Annotated in this window: 18 protein-coding genes and 1 tRNA gene; 9 read left to right on the top strand and 10 right to left on the bottom strand. The window is 51.2% G+C overall.

What is annotated here, in order from left to right; all coding sequences use genetic code 11:
- Positions 1–31: 31 nt before the first annotated feature.
- Positions 32–991: a DHH family phosphoesterase gene (locus BUA40_RS04460; RefSeq protein ID WP_072798821.1), complete on the top strand. Its 960-nt coding sequence runs from the start codon at positions 32–34 to the stop codon at positions 989–991.
- Here the strand turns inward: BUA40_RS04460 and BUA40_RS04455 are convergent.
- Positions 988–1,614, bottom strand: coding sequence for a LysE family translocator (locus BUA40_RS04455; protein WP_072798818.1), 627 nt, complete (start codon positions 1,612–1,614; stop codon positions 988–990). The genes BUA40_RS04460 and BUA40_RS04455 overlap by 4 nt on opposite strands.
- Positions 1,615–1,690: 76 nt before the next feature.
- On the bottom strand, positions 1,691–2,179 hold the full coding sequence (locus BUA40_RS04450) for a zinc ribbon domain-containing protein (RefSeq protein WP_072798815.1): 489 nt from the start codon (positions 2,177–2,179) through the stop codon (positions 1,691–1,693).
- Positions 2,180–2,318: 139 nt separating this feature from the next.
- Here BUA40_RS04450 and mraY point away from each other — a divergent pair, with 139 nt between their 5' ends.
- The 3 genes from mraY (at position 2,319) to BUA40_RS04435 (ending at position 5,684) form a co-directional block, all read left to right on the top strand.
- Entirely contained in the window at positions 2,319–3,467 is a 1,149-nt protein-coding gene (mraY, locus tag BUA40_RS04445; protein WP_072798813.1) for a phospho-N-acetylmuramoyl-pentapeptide-transferase, read from the top strand.
- A 5-nt stretch (positions 3,468–3,472) separates the two neighbouring features.
- Entirely contained in the window at positions 3,473–4,807 is a 1,335-nt protein-coding gene (locus tag BUA40_RS04440; RefSeq protein WP_072798810.1) for a UTP--glucose-1-phosphate uridylyltransferase, read from the top strand.
- A 130-nt stretch (positions 4,808–4,937) separates the two neighbouring features.
- Positions 4,938–5,684, top strand: a complete 747-nt coding sequence (locus BUA40_RS04435) for an LpxL/LpxP family acyltransferase (protein WP_255369204.1) — start codon at positions 4,938–4,940, stop codon at positions 5,682–5,684.
- Here BUA40_RS04435 and BUA40_RS04430 read toward each other — a convergent pair.
- Complete coding sequence (locus BUA40_RS04430) at positions 5,681–6,466, bottom strand: substrate-binding periplasmic protein (RefSeq protein ID WP_072798806.1); 786 nt, start codon at positions 6,464–6,466, stop codon at positions 5,681–5,683. The two genes, BUA40_RS04435 and BUA40_RS04430, sit on opposite strands and share 4 nt — an antisense overlap.
- Before the next feature lie 375 nt (positions 6,467–6,841).
- Here BUA40_RS04430 and BUA40_RS14755 point away from each other — a divergent pair, with 375 nt between their 5' ends.
- Together BUA40_RS14755 and BUA40_RS04420 are read left to right on the top strand one after the other, a co-directional pair.
- The gene (locus tag BUA40_RS14755) at positions 6,842–7,141 is read left to right on the top strand and encodes a Smr/MutS family protein (protein WP_255369203.1); all 300 of its coding nucleotides are present in this window, start codon (positions 6,842–6,844) and stop codon (positions 7,139–7,141) included.
- A 78-nt stretch (positions 7,142–7,219) separates the two neighbouring features.
- Positions 7,220–7,293 (top strand) — tRNA-Pro (locus tag BUA40_RS04420).
- Positions 7,294–7,483: 190 nt separating this feature from the next.
- Here the strand turns inward: BUA40_RS04420 and BUA40_RS04415 are convergent.
- The 4 genes from BUA40_RS04415 to BUA40_RS04400 all read right to left on the bottom strand — a co-directional run bounded on the left by BUA40_RS04415 (position 7,484) and on the right by BUA40_RS04400 (position 9,477).
- A complete protein-coding gene (locus BUA40_RS04415; RefSeq protein WP_072798801.1) occupies positions 7,484–7,795 on the bottom strand; it encodes a helix-turn-helix domain-containing protein in 312 nt (103 codons plus the stop codon).
- 3 nt (positions 7,796–7,798) lie between these two features.
- Entirely contained in the window at positions 7,799–8,134 is a 336-nt protein-coding gene (locus BUA40_RS14885; RefSeq protein WP_072798798.1) for a type II toxin-antitoxin system RelE/ParE family toxin, read from the bottom strand.
- A 166-nt stretch (positions 8,135–8,300) separates the two neighbouring features.
- The gene (locus BUA40_RS04405; RefSeq protein ID WP_072798795.1) at positions 8,301–8,831 is read right to left on the bottom strand and encodes a hypothetical protein; all 531 of its coding nucleotides are present in this window, start codon (positions 8,829–8,831) and stop codon (positions 8,301–8,303) included.
- Positions 8,832–8,877: 46 nt separating this feature from the next.
- Entirely contained in the window at positions 8,878–9,477 is a 600-nt protein-coding gene (locus tag BUA40_RS04400; RefSeq protein WP_083585268.1) for a fibrobacter succinogenes major paralogous domain-containing protein, read from the bottom strand.
- Positions 9,478–9,551: 74 nt separating this feature from the next.
- Here BUA40_RS04400 and BUA40_RS04395 point away from each other — a divergent pair, with 74 nt between their 5' ends.
- A complete protein-coding gene (locus BUA40_RS04395; protein WP_072798791.1) occupies positions 9,552–10,121 on the top strand; it encodes a hypothetical protein in 570 nt (189 codons plus the stop codon).
- Positions 10,122–10,474: 353 nt separating this feature from the next.
- A complete protein-coding gene (locus tag BUA40_RS04390; RefSeq protein WP_072798788.1) occupies positions 10,475–13,027 on the top strand; it encodes an ATP-dependent Clp protease ATP-binding subunit in 2,553 nt (850 codons plus the stop codon).
- An 88-nt stretch (positions 13,028–13,115) separates the two neighbouring features.
- On the opposite strand, the gene hisN is transcribed toward BUA40_RS04390, so the two are convergent.
- The gene (hisN, locus tag BUA40_RS04385) at positions 13,116–13,931 is read right to left on the bottom strand and encodes a histidinol-phosphatase (RefSeq protein WP_072798785.1); all 816 of its coding nucleotides are present in this window, start codon (positions 13,929–13,931) and stop codon (positions 13,116–13,118) included.
- 14 nt (positions 13,932–13,945) lie between these two features.
- Complete coding sequence (hisC, locus tag BUA40_RS04380) at positions 13,946–15,037, bottom strand: histidinol-phosphate transaminase (protein WP_072798783.1); 1,092 nt, start codon at positions 15,035–15,037, stop codon at positions 13,946–13,948.
- 46 nt (positions 15,038–15,083) lie between these two features.
- Here hisC and BUA40_RS04375 point away from each other — a divergent pair, with 46 nt between their 5' ends.
- A complete protein-coding gene (locus BUA40_RS04375) occupies positions 15,084–15,791 on the top strand; it encodes a hypothetical protein (RefSeq protein ID WP_072798781.1) in 708 nt (235 codons plus the stop codon).
- Here the strand turns inward: BUA40_RS04375 and BUA40_RS04370 are convergent, their stop codons facing one another.
- A complete protein-coding gene (locus tag BUA40_RS04370) occupies positions 15,792–18,122 on the bottom strand; it encodes a DNA internalization-related competence protein ComEC/Rec2 (RefSeq protein WP_072798779.1) in 2,331 nt (776 codons plus the stop codon).
- Positions 18,123–18,214: the final 92 nt, after the last annotated feature.

The following is an 18,214-nucleotide window of genomic DNA, read 5'->3' as shown; positions in this document are numbered from 1 at the left end:
AAATATAGAAATGTTTGCTATATTCCCAACTATGAGAATTGATGAATTTTTAAGCGAAGCGAAGACGGTGGCCATTTTCGGGCACGTGCGCCCGGACGGCGACTGCGTAGGTTCTACCACAGGCATTTACAACTACATCAAGGACAACTATCCGGGCATTCATGTGGACTTGTACCTTGAGAACTTCCCTGACAGCTACAAGATTCTGCGCGGGGCATCCGACGCCCGCTCCGCCTGGACTGCAGAAAGCAACAACGGCATCCCCTACGACTTGGTTTTCCTGATGGATACGCCGAGTTTTGAACGCGTGGGCGCAAACGGCGCCGAATGTATCAAGGCAGCCAAGAAGACCATCAATATCGACCACCACATTTCTAACCCGCTGAACCTTTGCACCTTGAACCTGGTGGAACCGGAAGCAAGTTCCGCAAGCGAAGTTCTGTACGTGAATCTCGACAAGAGCAAGGTTTCGAAAGAAGCGGCCAACAGCATGTACCTGGGCATTGTACACGATACAGGCGCCTTCAAGTTCAGCTGCACCGGCAAGCGCACCATGCAAGTCGTGGGCGACTTGATCGAAAAGGGAATCGATTTCGCGAAAATCGTGAACGAAACCTACTACACCCGCACCTACAAGCAGACGCTCGTGACCGGATTCGTGATGGAGCACTGCAAGCTCGGACTCGACGGTAAAGTGGTCTACGCCCACATTACCCCCGAGGACATGGCCCGCTTTGACGTGACGCCGGTCGAGCTGTCGAACGTCATCGACACCATTCGCGAGGTCGGCGGCACCGAAGTGGCCTTATTCCTGTACCCCGTCAACGGCAAATACAAGATTAGCCTGCGCAGCAACTACATTGTAGACGTGAACGTGATCGCCCGCGAATTCGGCGGTGGCGGCCACACCCGAGCCGCCGGCGGCGATACAAACGACGCCCCCGAAGTAGCGATTGAAAAAATCCTGAAGCTTATTGAAAAACAGCTTTAAACCAAGAACAGCGCCACAGCCAAGAGCACGAACACGCAGCCGCTGAACCAGTTGAGGTTGCGGTTCGCTTTCGGGCTATTCAGCAGGAACTTCTTGACGGCGCCAGCCAACAGGGCGACCGAACCGAACACGATCATGGTCGCCACAATGAATTCTGCGCCAAAGATAGCGGTCTGCAAGCTCGGGTGAATCGGGCGGTCCAGGCGCACGGCCGGCGGTATAAACGAAAGCATGAACAGAACCACCTTCGGATTCGAAAGGTTCATGATGATGCCGCGAAGGTAAAGCTTGCGGGCAGAAGGATGGCCGACATCGCTGGGCTTATGATTTTCATCATCTATAGCCACGTTTCCGGCGCGAACTTGAAAACTCCGGTACGCCAAATACAGCAGGTATGCCGCACCAAGACATTGCATCACAAAGAACGCCGTCGGGCTTGCGGCAACCAGCGCCGAAACCCCCGCGACCAGCAGCCCCGTCTGCACCATGATTCCCGTGCAAAGCCCCAAAATCACGCAAAAACCGGCGCGGGCGCCGTGGGCTGCACTTTGGGCAAGCACAAATAAATTATCTGGCCCGGGGGCAATCCCCACGACAAGCGCTGCGATGAAAAATTCAAGCATGATTAGTAGACGGTAGGAAGTAGGAAGTAGACGGTAGGAAGTAGACAGTAGGAAGTTGGCTGTAGAAAGTTTAATTCTATAGCTTATCCAAGAAGCTGTCGACATCGAGTTCGTCGAGGTCTTTCTGCAAGTCTGAAAGCATATCGTCCGAAATGACCGTCGGCTGAACTTTTTCGGCATCATTAGAAGCCATGGCACCGGCGATTTTTTCAGCCACATTTTCAAATTCCGACGGAGCAGAACCTTCGCGGGGGCAGGGCAGGCTTTCGCCCTTTTCGGTACGTTCTTCGGCCAGGGCCTCGGAAGCATCCACCATCTTCTTGAGTGCTTCAGCCACTGCACCCATTGCACCACCATTGCTGACGACGGCATCAATGGCTCGACTGAGCTTCTTGCGCAGCCCTGCAAATTCGTCACGATCCAGTTCGGCGACCTCGCCATGGAAATACATCAAAGGCGTCTTGCAGCGGGCGCAGCAAAATACCATCATGTTGGCGCCATCCCCTTGGATCTGGGCGTCAAAAGATGTACCACAATGCGGACAGTCGATATGGAGTTCATTCATGTTCCCTAATTTAGAAAATGCGGGTACATTCGTGGACCCCGTTAAAGCCAAAAAACAAACAAAAAATTATTTTTTAAGAGAAAAAGTTTAACAACCAACCAACAATTCCGAATTCTGAATTCCGAATTACGATTTTTATATGCTTTGTCAGTGGCTTTATCATTTAACCAACATTGATCTTTTCGACGGCCGTCTGTTCCGTGCAGGAACCGCCGCCATGCTTTCCATCATCTTAGTCATGTGCCTTATGCCGATCTATATCCGCAAACTCCAGAGCCTTGACGCCACCAGCGACTTCGATAAAGACGGAAAATCCAAGTCGCCCCCGATTATGGGCGGCCTTCTCCTTGTCATTGTGGTTGAAATCGTGTCGCTCTTGGTATGCAAGATGAACGGCTACACCATTTCAACCCTGATTGTGCTTGCGGCTTTTTCTGCGGTGGGCGCCATCGATGACATCGCCAAGGTCAAGGCCAAGCGCCTGATCAAGCTCGGCAAACTCAAAGCCGCCGACTACATGGACAAGGCCGACGGCATTTCCAGCAGCCTTCGCCTGTTCCTCTATTTCTTGTTTAGCCTAGTCGTTGCGATTTTCTGCTATAAGTTCATTCCCGAACTCAAGGGCGACCTGACCATACCCTTCTGCCCCATTAGCGTTTTCCAGATTCACCTGCCCAATTGGATCTTCGTGGGCTTCATGACTTTTGTGATTGCCGCATCTGCCAACGGCACCAACTTTACTGACGGTCTCGACAGCCTCGTTTCTGTGCCGATTCTTTCAAGCATGATCTTCGTAGGTCTTGTAGCCTACGTGAGCGGCAACTTTATCTTTAGCCAGTACCTGAGCGTACCTTACCTGCCGGGCTGCGACGAATTGTTCCCGCTCGCCATGTCGATTGCAGGTGCACTACTCGCCTACTTGTGGTTCAACAGCCCTCCGGCCGAAATCTACATGGGCGACGCCGGTTCCGTGGGCTTTGGCGCAGCAATTGGCATTATGTTCATTTTGGTGCAGGCAGGACTCTTCCTCCCCATCGTGTGCATCATCATCATCGCCGAAGCTTGCTCCGTGTTGCTCCAGATTAGCTGGTTCAAGTTCACCAAGAAAACCACCGGCGAAGGCAAGCGTATTTTCCTTTGCGCTCCGCTCCACCACCACTACCAAAAGAAGTGGGAAGGCCGTTTCCCGAGCAAGCCCCTGATGAATTCGAAGATTGTGTGGCGCATGCACCTCATCAGCATCTTCGCCCTCATCGTGAGCATGGTGATCTTCTTCGGCATTAGGTAAAAAATATGGACATTATCGAAACTTTGAATGCGGCAGGTCAGCAGGAGCTGATTGCCAAGCTTGAATCTTTGAGCGGCGATGCCCGCAAGGCCTTGGAACGCGACATCGAAAGCCAGGACTGGGAAGAACTCAAGGCTCTTTACACCGAAAAGTCCAACGCCTCGCTGGACGACAACATTTCGGGCGACTTGAAGCCGATGCCGTTCAAGACCGCAATCGACGACCTGCGCTACGACTTCTGGAAAGAGACCGGCGAAATCTTGTTGGGAAAGGGCCAGGTCGCCGCATTTCTGGTCGCTGGCGGTCAAGGTTCCCGCCTCGGTTTCGATGGTCCGAAGGGCATGTTCGATATCGGACTCCCGAGCCACAAGAGCTTGTTCCAGCTGCAGGCTGAACGCTTGCAGAACCTGGCCGCACAGGTCGGTCACCCGATTCCCTGGTGCATCATGACCAGCCCGCTGAATCATGAAGCAACGGTCAACTTCTTTACCGAACACAACTTTTTCGGATACGCCCGCGAAAACATCCGTTTCTTTGCACAAGGCACGATTTGCGCCCTGACTCCCGAAGGAAAAGCAGTCGTTGATAACGACCGACTGGCTCTCGTTCCCGATGGAAACGGCGGTTGCTTTAGAGCGCTCGCCCAGAGCGGCACTCTCGCCTGGTTGATTGAAAAGGGCGTGCGCTACGTATTCCTTTACAGCGTCGACAACGCCCTTTGCCGCATTTGCGACCCCGCCTTTATTGGCGCTCTCGCCAGCGAAGGCCGCAGCATGTCTGCCTCCAAAGTGGTTCACAAGGCCGGTCCAAACGAAAAGGTGGGCATTTTCGCCTTGCAGAACGGCAAGCCCGGCGTGGTCGAATACAGCGACCTTCCGGAACAGTACCGCGACATGACTAACCCTGACGGAAGCCTCGTGTTTGACGGCGGCAACCTCGCCATTCACTTGTTCAAGATTGAAGGCCTGCGCAAGTTGCAGACCAGCAAGTTGCCGTGGCACACCGCACGCAAGACAGTCTGCGGCATTGAAAAGTGCTGGAAGTTCGAGCAGTTCCTGTTTGACGCCTTCCCGCAGCTGGGCACGATGATGCCGTTTGGCGTGGTCCGCGAAGAAGAATTCTCTCCGGTGAAAAATGCCGAAGGAAACGATTCTCCGAAGACCGCTCGTACCATGATTGGTCGCCTTCACCGCGAATGGCTCCGTAAGGCACATGTCGAAGTGAACCCGAACAAGCTCTACGAAGTTTCGCCCACGCTAAGCTACGCTGGCGAAGGTCTTAGCCGCCGCGTGTTCGAACGTGAACTCGGAAGAAATATTCTGGAATTTGACGAAGAGTAGTTGAAGTAGGAAGTAGACAGTAGGCAGTAGGAAGGACTCAATGAAGAATATTAGGTTCGTCCTATACAAAGCTACGCTCCAATTCCTACTCCGCTTGCCAAACGTTTTCTACACAATACTATTCTCATTTGTGTTCCCTGTCTATAAGGCGCTCCATACCGAGCGAGCCTACGGGCGCACGGTAAGGCACCTTGCAAACGCGAAAGCTTATATAAAGACAAGCATAAGCGCTCGCGACATGTTCAAGGGAATCTTCTGGAACGCGCTCGATTCTTACCGCGGACTCGCCCGCTTTAAAAGCGTCGAAAGCCGAATCGTCTACGAAAACGAAGAAATCATCCGTGAGGCGGTAAAGCAAAGCCCTGTCGCAGCCATCAGCATTCATCAAGGTGCGTTCGAGCTCTTGCACCGTAGCCTTTGCCGCTACAGCGAACATGTGCACCTGATTACCGATTCCGTTGGTAACGAAGCCTTCCGCGAAGTGCTCAAGGAACTCCGCAGCGATCCGCATCTGACCGAATACCACCCCGAAGAAACAGGCAAACTGATCCGCGACTTGTTCAAGACCAAGGGAATTCTTGCGATGGTTTTTGACCAAGGCAAAAACACCAAAGGCAATTCAGTTGAGCTCTTCGGTCTAAAGAGCACGCTATACTTGCGTCTCCCGCAGAAAGTGAATCAGATGGGAGCCTCCATCGTCACGTTCCGCACATGGACCAACACAAAGCGGCAAATCGTCATCCGTTTTGAAAGCGTCTATCCGCCCAAGTCCGATCCCGAAAAACTCGTCGCGGACATTGCAAAAGAAACTGAAACGTGGATTTCCGAGCACCCCGGACAGTGGAGTTGGAATTACCACGGGAACTTTAAGGTTTAGCCCCCGAAAAGGGAATCCTTGATGCGCTGGAAAGTCGATTCATTTTCGCCACTGCGCACCATGACCACAATTTTCGAAGTGGCATAGTTATCCGTAAAATTGATGACCTGTCCGCGTTCTTCAGTGACCGAGAACGCCGCAAGACCAAGGTCCGCTTTCCCGGCTCGAATAGAATCGATGATATCGTCAAAATCCATATCAATAATTTCGACCGGACGTTCCAGGTAATTAGCCACGTAGCGAGCAATTTCGATATCGATACCCACGATTCCGCGCTTTTGGCAACGGAATTCAAACGGAGGGAATTCGGCATTGGTCGCCACTCTAAGAACAGGACCAGTCACCGAATCAGTCTTAACGTGATACTTGGATTGTCCGCCGATATAGGCATCAAAAATCGAATCGTAAACGCCCATCGCACGCATCTGGATTAGAGCGATATTGACAGAATCAAGCAAGCCCATGTTTTCTTTAGCGACAATGCCTGCATACGATTCTTCCTTGAAGATTTCATTCAAAATTCTGAGAGAGGGCTTTTTGCGGGCAAAGACTTTGGCCGGAGCATCGTCCGTGAGCACGGCATCAATGGAACCTTCCAACAAGGCGTCCACCGCCTGAGCAAGCGTTTCGAACTTTTCCAATTGGAGTCGAGTAGAGTCCGTACCATAATCGGCTGCGTAAATTTCGCCCGTTGTACCAACAAGCACGCCCACTTTTTTGTTTGCCAAGTCGTCAAGCGAAAATACCCTGTTTTCAGGGACTTCGTTTTTTACACAACCCATAAATACCAGCAAGGCAAATAGAGCTGTAACAACCCGCAAACGACTCATATTTACAAAAACCTCAATATTTTCTTACAATATAAGAAAAAAGAACCTGAATTCAATGCAAAAAATTGTAATAATAATGGATTAGATGGCAAAATCGGATTCAAAAACGGCAATTTCGACAAAAAAATCTATTTTTTACTGCAAAAAGAGAGAATCATGGCGCTAAATCAAGAAGAAGAATTCCAGCTGCAGTGGATCAACAACCACCACATGGAAGACAAGGACGCGCAGATGCAGAAAGAGGCCGAATCGGCCGCCGCCGCTCGCCCATCGCGCGCCCCGCGTGGGCGTAAAATGCGCCGCAGCCCGAGCGCATGGGAGCTACCTGTGCCTGAAGACGAAATCGACCTGCACGGCATGACCTCGGACGAGGCAGCGGAAGCCGTGGAGCGGCGCATCGATGACCTGATGATTGCAGGTCTCAAGATTCTCAGGGTCATCCACGGCGGCGGTAACCCCAGCTACGGCAACGTGAAGCGCATTATCGACCGCAAGGTGCGTTCCGAATGGAGCAACCGCATTCAGCTGTACAAAGTCGAGCCCGACAACGCCGGTTCGAGCATCATGATCCTCGGAAAACCGCGCCCCGCCCCGACAAAAGCCCCCAGAAAGCCCGCCAAGAAATAAAAAATCGATTTTTTTCATTTTTTTGGACCTTTCCCCTTTAAATTCTTTCCATTTTTTTCTATTATTGGACCACCGAACCGGAATATAGCTCAGCCTGGTAGAGCGCTTGCTTCGGGAGCAAGAGGTCGTGAGTTCGAATCTCGCTATTCCGATAAGACAAAAAGACACCTTCTAGGGTGTCTTTTTTGTCTTATATGGATTTGGCGAGATTGAGAACGAACGACGAAGTCGTGAGTTCGAAAAGCGTGCGAGGTGAGCGTCGCGACAGACCGCTCGCGGGCTGTCATGACCGAGTCGATGCCGCGGACGCCGCAGGCGTCAATCTCGCTATTCCGCTTCCGACTACGCCGAAAGTGTCTTCAGCAATTCCTTTTTGGTTGCACCTAACGCAAAGAACATCTTGATCATCAGTTCAAGGGAAACGCTGGAGTCCGCATGTTCCACTTTGGCGTAACGAGACTGGCTCGTTTTCGCGATAATTGCTGCGGAGACTTGAGTTTCACCGAGAGCCTTTCGCTTGGCAACCAATGCCTTAGCCAAGGCAACTTTCATTTCGACAATTGCCATTTCAGCAGGACTCAACCCCAAAAATTCGTCGACATCCCCGACTTTCCATCCCTTTTTCTGCAATCTTTCTTTTTTCAACTTATCCATAAACTAATCCTCCGCATCATAAGATTTCAAACGTTGACGACACAAGTCTAGGACCTCATCAGGCGTCTTGTTCGTTTTCTTTTCCGTCCACAGAATCACGACTATAGCGTCCGCATCTACCCGATAGAACAATCTCCATGTTTTATTTTCATCTCGGATGCGAAGTTCATGACAATGCGCTCCAATTGACGGCATCGGGCGACTCTGTGGAAGTGACAGATTCATTCCCGATTGCAGTAATCGCAACAGATATCCGGTTTCTATCCTCGCTTTTTGAGATAACGGTGGTGTCTGCGGTTGTTCATGCAACCAGACCAATGGTTTATGACTCGGACTCATAAAATATATATCAGATTTGACATAAAGTCAAGGGTTATGGTGAATTTTTGACCCCCCATTACTATACACGCCATTTTCAGGCGTTTGAATACCATTTTTCCGAAAAATTTATTTCTTTTTACAGAATGAAAAAGGGAATCACGTTAGTGATTCCCGACCCCGCCCATTACAAATCATCGGCGCAATGACGGTCACGCGGAGTCCAAATATCCACGGCATACCTACCGCTGCCACAAACATCGTTCTTTTTGGAAATCTTTTTGCCGACTCCATCTACCAAATGACTGAACCAAAGTAGCTGCCTGTTCCTTTGATGGAACGACCACTCATATTCTATAAACGGATATTTTTCACTATTGCAAAAAACATCCATATCCAGTCGGCACTGAATTTCTTCCTTTCCATGCCATATAGGATCATCAGTTTCTACATCGTACGAAAAGACATAATTAGAACCTTCATTGTGATAATACATCGTATCATTAAATCCAATCAAGATTCCATCTTTATTCGATAAAAGAACGGAATCGTCACATATCACAGAGAACCATGCAGAATCTACATCAAAAGGATTGGTCACAGACAGATTATTTATGCAAGGCGGATCAGGGTTCAGATCCTCAACCAAAAAACACCCCGAGCATAAGCAAAGCACTACAAAAAAAGCCAACGTGCAAAATTTGCCAGTAATGTTCATCGAAAGTCCTCCTTAACCCTTTGAAATATAGATAAAGATAACGATTCTACTTCACGCAGCGAACAGAGAACCCGAAATTCTTGGGTTTGGACATGTAGCCAAACGCCATGGATTTACTGGTGAGGTACCACACGCGGGCAGAGCCAGGGGCAACGCCTTCGGAGGAATCGTCGCTACTCCAGAAGAAGGCGAATTTGGCGGTATTGCCATAGGTTTCGTCGTCGAAGCGGTTGCCGGCTGGCATGGCCGAGAATTTGAGAGTGTCGTTGCCGTTGGTGTCGCCCGACCAACCGTAATCAGCCTTGATCAAGTAGCCCGCGTTAAAGTCAGCGCCAGCTGCAGTCCAGAGGCTTTCGAAGTCGGCGTGCGTAGGCAAGCGGAATCCGGCGGGGCATGCCTTTTTGGCGGCATCCCAAGTGTAGAGCCTGCCATAAACCATGCACTGATCGTCTTCGTCCTTATAGCAGAAGCTGCCCTCGGTTTTGTAATTCAGGTTGTCGCCCATCCATTCAAGGCCGGCAATTTTCACCGTGCGGTACGTCTGCTTGTCGCGCGAGTCCTTAAACTCGTTTTTCTTTTTAGACTTGGGAGCCGCCGAGGCGTAGGCAACAAACAAACTAACAAACAAGACCAGCCAGATTTTCATGGTGTAAAAATAGCATAATAAAGGGGTCTCCCCCGCGCTTTTTTACTATTTTCTACCCAAACTCAAGGAGTCCTATGCTTTTCAGACGAATTTCTGTCGCCTTCCTTTGTGCAGCAGCCTTCTGCTTTGCCGCCCCCAACGATTCCGCCGCCAAAACGCAGGCCAAGGCAACGGCTCAAGTGCCCCAGGTTTCTCAAGAAGAAATGATGATTTTCAAGGCTTTGTTGCAAAGTCCGCTTTTCAAGGATAACTTTGTACAGTCTTGCACCGTGCAATCCATGGAATGGCTGGGCGTGAACCAAGCCGACAAAACCTGCAAATGCGCCTACGACCGCCTTGTTAAAGACGGCAAATTCATCAACCAAATCATGAGCTCTATCAGCGGAGACAACATCGATTTTGAAAAGTGGGGTTTCGACTTTGTCGAGCCTTGCATCCCCCAGAACTACCCCGCCGAAACGGACAACGCCTTCGTGAAAGAATGCCTGAAAGCCGGCGACGTAGACAAGGCTACTTGCGAATGCATGCTGAAGTCGATCAAGAAAGATTATACGGTACGCGACCTGATGAAAACAGCCTTCGAAGACCAGAAAAAGCTGGAAGTCGACTTGATGCTCAAGGCCGCACAGTGCCTCTCGAAATAACTCAGGGAAAAACACCCTTATGAAAAAACTAACGGCATCCCCCCCAAGGGATGCCGTAGTTGGTGTTTGGGATGTTTGGTTTCGTATCCATAAGATAGATTCGTACGGGGGCAAAAGGTATAGTTGTAGGACATAAAGTGTTGTTGTACTTTACAACACCCCAACGTCTCAAAATGAGCCAAAATGGCGTAAATTTTTGAAAAAACGGCATTTTTTTATTAAACAGCCCCAAAGAAACCGTTGTAAAGCACCTGTTTTTAGGCTAAAAATCGTCAAAAAAAAGCCATTTTTCCCTATTTCGGGGCGTTGGCACGGCCTTTGCATATATATGGCGGTAAAAAAGAGAGGAAAATATGTCCGATTTTAATAACGATGCAGAAAAGGTGTTGGCCAAGGCGCAGAGCCTGCGCGACCGTTGCTCGCATTCCTACCTGGGTGCGGCACATTTGGCCGTGGGGCTAGTTGAAGGCCCGGATGCCACCCTGAAGAAACTTTATAAGTCCAAAGGCGCGAAGACGAACGAGCTTCGCGGCAAGCTGGAACCGTTCGTGCAGAAGATTCCCCGTATGGAAGGCGTGAACCCCGACGTGGAACCCGATAACGACTTGAACCGCATTTTGCGTGCCTCGGTGCAGGCGGCGCGTCAGGTGAACCGTATGGTGACCCCGGGCGATATGCTCGTGGCATTGATGAAGTTCTCGGGCGACCGTGGCCTTGCGAAGGTGTTCGAAGATGCACTGGGCAGCGTAGAAGTTGTGGAAACTTGGCTGTCGGACCCGTTTGCGGGTGCCGCGAATGCCGAGGAACAGTCCCCGCTGAAACTCTACGGGCGTGAACTTGTAGAAATGGCTGCCGACGGAAAGCTTTCGCCGGTGATTGGCCGTGAAGAAGAGATCCGCCGCGTCATCTTGATCTTGAGCCGAAAGACGAAAAACAACCCGTGCCTGGTCGGTGAACCCGGTGTGGGTAAGACCGCCATTGTGGAAGGCCTCGCCGAACGTATTTACCGCGGCGATGTGCCTGACGCTTTGAAGGGCAAGAAGTTGTTTGCGCTCGATTTGTCTGCCTTGATGGCGGGTGCAAAATACCGTGGCGATTTTGAGGAACGTTTGAAAGCCGTGCTGGATGCCCTTGAAGAAGACGGCAATACCTTGCTGTTCATCGATGAAATCCACACCATCGTGGGTGCAGGCAAGACCGAAGGCTCCATGGACTTGGGCAACATGCTCAAGCCGAAACTCGCCCGTGGCGAACTGCACTGCATCGGTGCGACTACCACGCAGGAATACCGCAAATACATCGAGAAGGATTCCGCCCTGGAGCGCCGTTTCCAGCCCGTGCAGGTTGACGAACCGAGCGAAGAGGAATCTATTTCGATTCTCCGTGGCATCAAGGATGGCTTTGATGCGCACCATGGCGTGCGTCTGCACGACAATGCGCTGGTGGCGGCGGTGAAACTTTCGAACCGCTACATCAGTGACCGTTTCTTGCCGGACAAGGCTATCGACCTGATTGACGAGGCCGCAAGCCTAGTGAAGACGCAGATGGATACGGTGCCGGAAGCTTTGGACACCTTGCAGCGTAAGGAACTCCAGATGAAAATCGAGGAGCAGGCCTTGGCGAAGGAAACCGACGACACCAGCGTAAAGCGCCTGAAAGAGTTGCGCGAAGAACTCGCGACGACAGATGCTGCAGTCAAGCTGATGCAGGACCGCTGGCAGGAACGCCGTGCGAAAAACGCCGAATTGCAGGGCCTTAAAAAGTCCTTGCAGCAAGCGAAGGACGAGATGGAGCAGGCCGAAGCACGCTACGACTTGAACCGTGCCGCCGAACTCAAGTACAACAAGATTGTGAACCTCGAAAAGGAAATCGCCGCGAAGACGGAAGAAATCAAAAAGTCCGCCAGCGACGGCGACTTGAGCGAAGAGGTGACCGAAGAGACGATTGCCCTCGTGGTGAGCCGTTGGACCGGAATTCCGGTGACCAAGCTTTGCGAAGGCGAAAAGGCCAAGTTGTTGCACTTGGACGAACGTCTGCATGCCCGCGTGATTGGCCAGGACGAGGCCGTGGAAGCGGTTTCGGAAGCAATTCTCCGTAACCGTAGCGGACTTAGCCGCGAGAATGCGCCGATCGGTAGCTTCTTGTTCCTGGGCCCGACGGGTGTGGGCAAGACGGAACTCGCCCGTGCGCTTTCGACCGAACTGTTCGATAGCGAAGCGGCCCTGGTGCGTATCGACATGAGCGAATACATGGAAAAGCATAGCGTGAGCCGCTTGATCGGTGCGCCTCCGGGATACGTGGGTTACGAAGAAGGCGGCCAGCTGACCGAAGCCGTGCGTACGCATCCGTACTGTGTGATTCTGCTCGACGAAATCGAGAAGGCTCACCCCGATGTGTTCAACACGCTGTTGCAGGTGCTTGACGACGGTCGTCTGACCGATGGCAAGGGCCGTACCGTGAACTTCAAGAACACCTTGATTCTCATGACGTCGAACCTGGGGGCCGCACACTTCCAGAACCGCGCGGGCGATGCAAAGCCTGTGACCTTGAAGGAAATCGAGCCGGAACTCCGTGGTTTCTTCAGGCCGGAATTCCTGAACCGCTTGGACGAAGTGCTGGTGTTCCAGAGCCTCACGAAACCGCAGATCAAGGACATCGTGAAACTCAAATTCAAGGGACTCGCCGAACGCGCCGCCCGTCAGGATTTGCAACTCACGTTGACCGACAAGGCGCTCGAAGCGATTGCCGATGGTGCCTACCAGCCGGAATTCGGTGCCCGTCCGATCCAGCGTTACCTGGAAAGGAACGTGGAACGCCCGCTGAGCCATGCAATCCTTGCTGGTGAAGTGAGTGCCGCAAAGCCGGTAACCATCGACTACGACGGAACCGCGTTTACGGTGAAGTAAAATTCTCCTCCAATCATCCCTCCCTAACAAAAAAAGACCTGCATCCTAAACGATGCGGGTCATTTTTTAATGTCTTTTGATTAGCGTTTTATTTGGCAGACATGATTTTCGCGACCTCGTCGTGAATCAGTCCGTTCGAGGCCATGCTCGTGTAGCCTTCGTAAATCGGAGCAACAGGCTTGCCGCTTGCATCGAAGAGTTCCGTGATGCCATCGATGGTACTGAACTTGCCGCCCGCCTCCTTGAACAGAAGCGGATACGGGGCAATATCCCACAGCGAAACCACCGGGTCAATCATGAGTTCGGCTCGGCCGGCAGCAACCAAGTAGTAGCCGTAGCAGTCGCCCCAGCCGCGGTGCAGCTTGGCAGCCCGACGTACGGCAGCGTACTTTTCGCCGTAGCCCGCCGTTTCCATGGTATTCACGGTGCCCGAAAGTACGAGCGATTCGGAAAGGGCCGCAACCTTGGAGCAGCTGATTTCACGGCCGTCTAAGAACGCGCCGCCATCTTTCACCGCCCAGACCGCCGTGTTCATCGCGGGAATGCGAATGAGGCTTGCAATCGGCATGCCCTTCTTGTACAAGGCAATCAGCGTACCGAATAGAGGAACGCCATGAATAAAAGCCTTAGTGCCGTCAATGGGATCAATCACCCACTGGTATTCGGCATCGGGATTTTCGATTCCAAACTCTTCGCCAATCACGCCGAAGCCCGGAGTTTCCTTTTCCCAGAACTTGCGGGCGATTTCTTCGGTGCTCTTGTCGGCGATGGTTACAGGAGTATTGTCCTTTTTCCATTCCACGCCAACACTTGCCTGAAAATACTTCATGATATTTTCTTGGGCAAGATCCGCAGCCTTGAGCGCAATCTTCAAGAGTTCTTGATTTTCAGCAGTCGCTGCCATAACACCTCCGGCGATTAATTCTCCGCCTTCCACTTTTTGACGAGGCTGATTAGGAGTTCGTTTTCTTCACGCTTGCCGAGCGTCACGCGGATGTGTTCGGGCAAGCCGAAACTTGTAAGTCCACGAACGATCATGCCGTTCTGTTCGAGGAACAGCACCAGGTCCTTCGCCTTAGGGCCAATGTGAATGCAAATGAAGTTACCCTGCGTCGGCAGCACCTTGAAGCCGAGCGATTCAAATTCCAGAGTCAAGTACTTGATGCCTGCGGCGTTGAGTTCAAGCGTACGCTTGACGTGTTCCTTGTCGGAGAGGGCCGCAATGGCAGCAACTTGGGCAGCCTGGTTCACGTCGAACGGCGGCTTGATTTTCCACAAGGCGCGAATAACTTCAACATTACCGAAAGCGTAACCGATGCGCAGCCCTGCAAGGCCGTAAATCTTACTGAACGTACGGTTGATAAACAAGTTCTTGTACTTGTCAAGCATGTCAATCAGCACAGGGTAATCGCTTGCCGTTGCAAATTCAGAATAAGCCTGATCAAGGAACACGAGCACGTTGCTCGGCACCTTATCCAAGAAATCAACCAGTTCTTCCTTATTGTAGTACACGCCAGTCGGGTTGTTCGGGCTGCAGATAAAGACCACGCGAGTCTTGTCGTTGATAGCCTTCAGAAGTTCCGAAAGCGGAGTCTTCTGGTCACCCACGCCGACACCGATAAAGTCGGCGCCGTTCGAAAGCGTGGTAAACTTATAGACCGAGAACGTCGGCGTAATACCGACGCAGTTGTCACCCTGACGAATGAAGGCCTTGCCCACCATGTCGATGATTTCGTCGGAACCGTTACCGATAACGATTTGTTCCATCTTAACGCCATAAAAATCAGCGATAGCGTTAATCAACTTGGGAGCATCACCACGCGGGTACAAATGTAAAATATCCGCAATTTCTCGATAGGCTTCAATAGCCTTGGGGGAAGCCCCCAGCGGGTTTTCGTTCGAGGCCAGCTTCACAACCTTGGTCAAACCGTACTTGGCACGGATTTCTTCCATGGATTTGCCGGGAACGTAATCAGAAAGTTTCAAAAGCTCTGGACGCGGATCAATCATGATATCCTCTTTTTTTGCGCCTAAAAAATAGCTATTTTTAAGGCGTATGAGATTTTCCCGCATCATTCTTTTCGCCCTAGCAAGCCTTTGCGTTCAAAACGTCTTCGCCTTGGACCGCATTTGGAACATGCGCTACACTTTTGGCCCCGAAGCACGCCCCTCGCCCAAGTTTGCTGCTGGCGTCGGCATGCGCTCCGACTTTGGCGACAATGTACTCTTCCCCATCAACATCATGGGTGCCTTAAACAAAGAATGGGAATTGGGCGCCAAGGTGGACATGTACACCTACAACAAGATGGACAACATGGAAGCCTCCATCGACATCGGTGGAAGATACCGTATGGGCGCAGGCCGCTTCCTTGAACTCGACGGCTATTTCGGACTCAACCGCAACAACGGTAGCGCCGTCGTATTGACCTATGGTAAAGACGTTTACATTGCCAGCAACTTTTCCAACTTCTACGAAGCCCGTGCAGGCTTTATGGAAGGCGTTACGGGAGAAGACGGCTACGTGAAATTCTCGCTGGGAACCTCGCCCACCCTTCACTTTGGCAGAAGCGTCTTGTGCATCATCGAAATCACCTCTAGCGGAAGTGCCGGCCATTTAAAGGACGACTTTATGGTAGACATCATTCCTAAGCTGGAAGCTGCCTTTGGCGGAACCCGCGTCCGCGTAGAATTCGATATCGGCATCATGCAAGAAGACAACAACGACCAAAAGAGCATCGCCCTCTACGTGATAACAGCTCTCTAATTACCGCAACATCGTTTTCACAAGCATTGTATCGGAACGAAAGATAATATCGATCGTTCCTTTTTCAGCTGTATTCAAATAAGGAATCCCTAGCGAATCTAGCCTCTGAATCACCTGCTTACTCGGATGGCGGAATCGATTTTTGCGACCACTCGATACAATGGCCAGCTTCGGGTTCACTTGTTTCAAGAACTTTCTGCCACTTGAAGTTTTAGAGCCATGATGTCCAAGCTTCAGCACGTCGCTTTTCAGATACGCATCCGTTTTCATGATTTCTTTTTCACCCTGAACCGTCAAGTCTCCCGTCAGTAAAGCGGAATGCCCTAGCCCCTTCGCCCTGAAAGTAATGCTCTGAGTATTGGCATCTATACAGCGGTCCGTTTCAGGATGCACGACCTTGATTTCAAAGAAGCGTTCCTTGTACAGGATTCCTCGAGAAATATCCCGGATCAAAATACCCCGCCGATACGCTTCAGCAATCACCTGCTGCCAATTTTCCTTGTCGTCAATCCTTGCGCATTCGGAAATCCAAAGTTCCTTGACCGGGAACGTCTTGATGATAGAATACGCCCCGCCAAAATGGTCTTGGTCCGCATGGGTTACAATTAAGGCATCCAAGCTAGAAACCCCGATATGATGCAGGTACGGAACTACAATGTCTTTACCGGAATCTTGTCGTTTCGTATCGCCCGCATCCACCAAAATATGCATTCCCGAAGGTGTAGTAAGCAAGTGACTATCTCCTTGCCCCACATCGATCGTCGTCAATTTCCACGTTGGCGTTATCACCGCGCCATACCCCTTATAGGCAAAGATTGCCGCGAACAGCAACATACTGCACAACGAAAAGCGCCTGGCGATGCGATTTTTGGCAAAAAAAGGAACCACCACAATCAAGAAGCCGCACAACAACAGCACCCACGGTTCAAAGGGGCCTACCGTCACAGACGCCTGCGAGGAATCCGACAACAAGCGCGTCAATAACGACGCTAGCCGTAAAAAGAACCTCGCCGCATAGCAGAAATATTCCCGTAAAAAATCAACCGGAGAAAGCAACGCAAAAAGCCCCGCCTGCATCCCCATCGAAATCGCCGGCACCACCACGATGTTGCCAAGCCAAGCAAAAGGCGAAAGCGTCTTGAAATGGTGAATCAAGAAGGGCGACGTCGAAAGTGTGGCGCACAAGGTCACATAAGTCGGTTCCACCACAAGCGATTGCAAGCGAGTCCACCACTTGTTCTTCTGGAGTTCTTCAGGCAAGTTCTTTAGCGGGTTCCAAAAGCCGCCCATCAAGATTCCCATAGTCGCCGCCACCGAAAGCTGAAAGCCCGGATTCCAGATAACAGAAGGCTCGGGAATCATAATAAAGAGAAGCGCAACGCCCAAGCTATTCAATGTATTGGCTGGCCTTTGGAACAAGGCACCGACCTGCGGCACGGCAAACATAAGCACCGCCCGCCTTACGGCCGGCGAACCTCCCGTTACCGGAATGTACAGGAACAGCAACGCAATCGCCACCATTCGCACCACACGATGCGGGAGCCCCGTCGCCTTCAAGAAAATCATCAGCATTCCCGCCAAAAGCACCACGTGAAAACCACTAATGGCAAGCACATGCACCAACCCCGAGCGCTGAAAGTCACTGCGCAATGCATCGGGAATTCCACTCCTATCCCCTGCCAAAAGACCCAGCAAAAGCCCCGTTTCTGACGGATCCAGATATTCGCTAAACCGCGACCCGATCCATTTGCGGAACTGATAAAAGCTGCGCTCCGGCACCCAGGTTTCGCCGTGAACCGTCCAGTGGACGAACTTTCCATAGGCCACAAGTCCTTGCGACTTAAGCCACCCCTGCGTATCGAACGCCCCCGGCACCGTAGGTGGCGTCACTGGATAAAAAGAGGCTTCGTAGCAAAGCGAATCTCCCGGCAGAGGGTACCGCGGCAAATTCCGTTTTTCAGTCAAGCGAACGCGATAACCATGATTGATAATAGAAGTCATACCGCTCTTTTTTTGCTGCGTTGACTCAACCACCCCGCAGGCATTCGTCGAAATATTTACATCCAAGGAATTTTCTTTTTGCTGCCCCAAATACTCATGGCTAACGACACCTATCGCTAGACTAATCAGCACCACCCATTGTAACGTTCGCGGAAACAAATGAGTCAAAGTCGCCAAAATAGGCAAAAGAACACAGGCGTAAACAGGTTCATCAAGACTCGCAAAAATGGTGGTAACCACGATTGCGCTCAATAAAGCCGGTTTTCCCATGAGCGGGGTGAGAAGGTTCTGTAACTCAGTCAGATTTTTGTTTTTTTTGCTAGATTTCATAATTAATGACGCCCTTAAAAGAGTCCCTCTTCTATACACGCTTTTTTGGGCATGTTGGAGCCTTTTTTTATGAAAAATTTTTGTAAAAAATT

It is taken from the genome of Fibrobacter sp. UWT2, from assembly GCF_900142545.1.
Taxonomy (GTDB): domain Bacteria; phylum Fibrobacterota; class Fibrobacteria; order Fibrobacterales; family Fibrobacteraceae; genus Fibrobacter.
The sequence above is the reverse complement of the archived record's forward strand: the minus strand, read 5'-3'. Positions and strand labels throughout refer to the sequence as shown.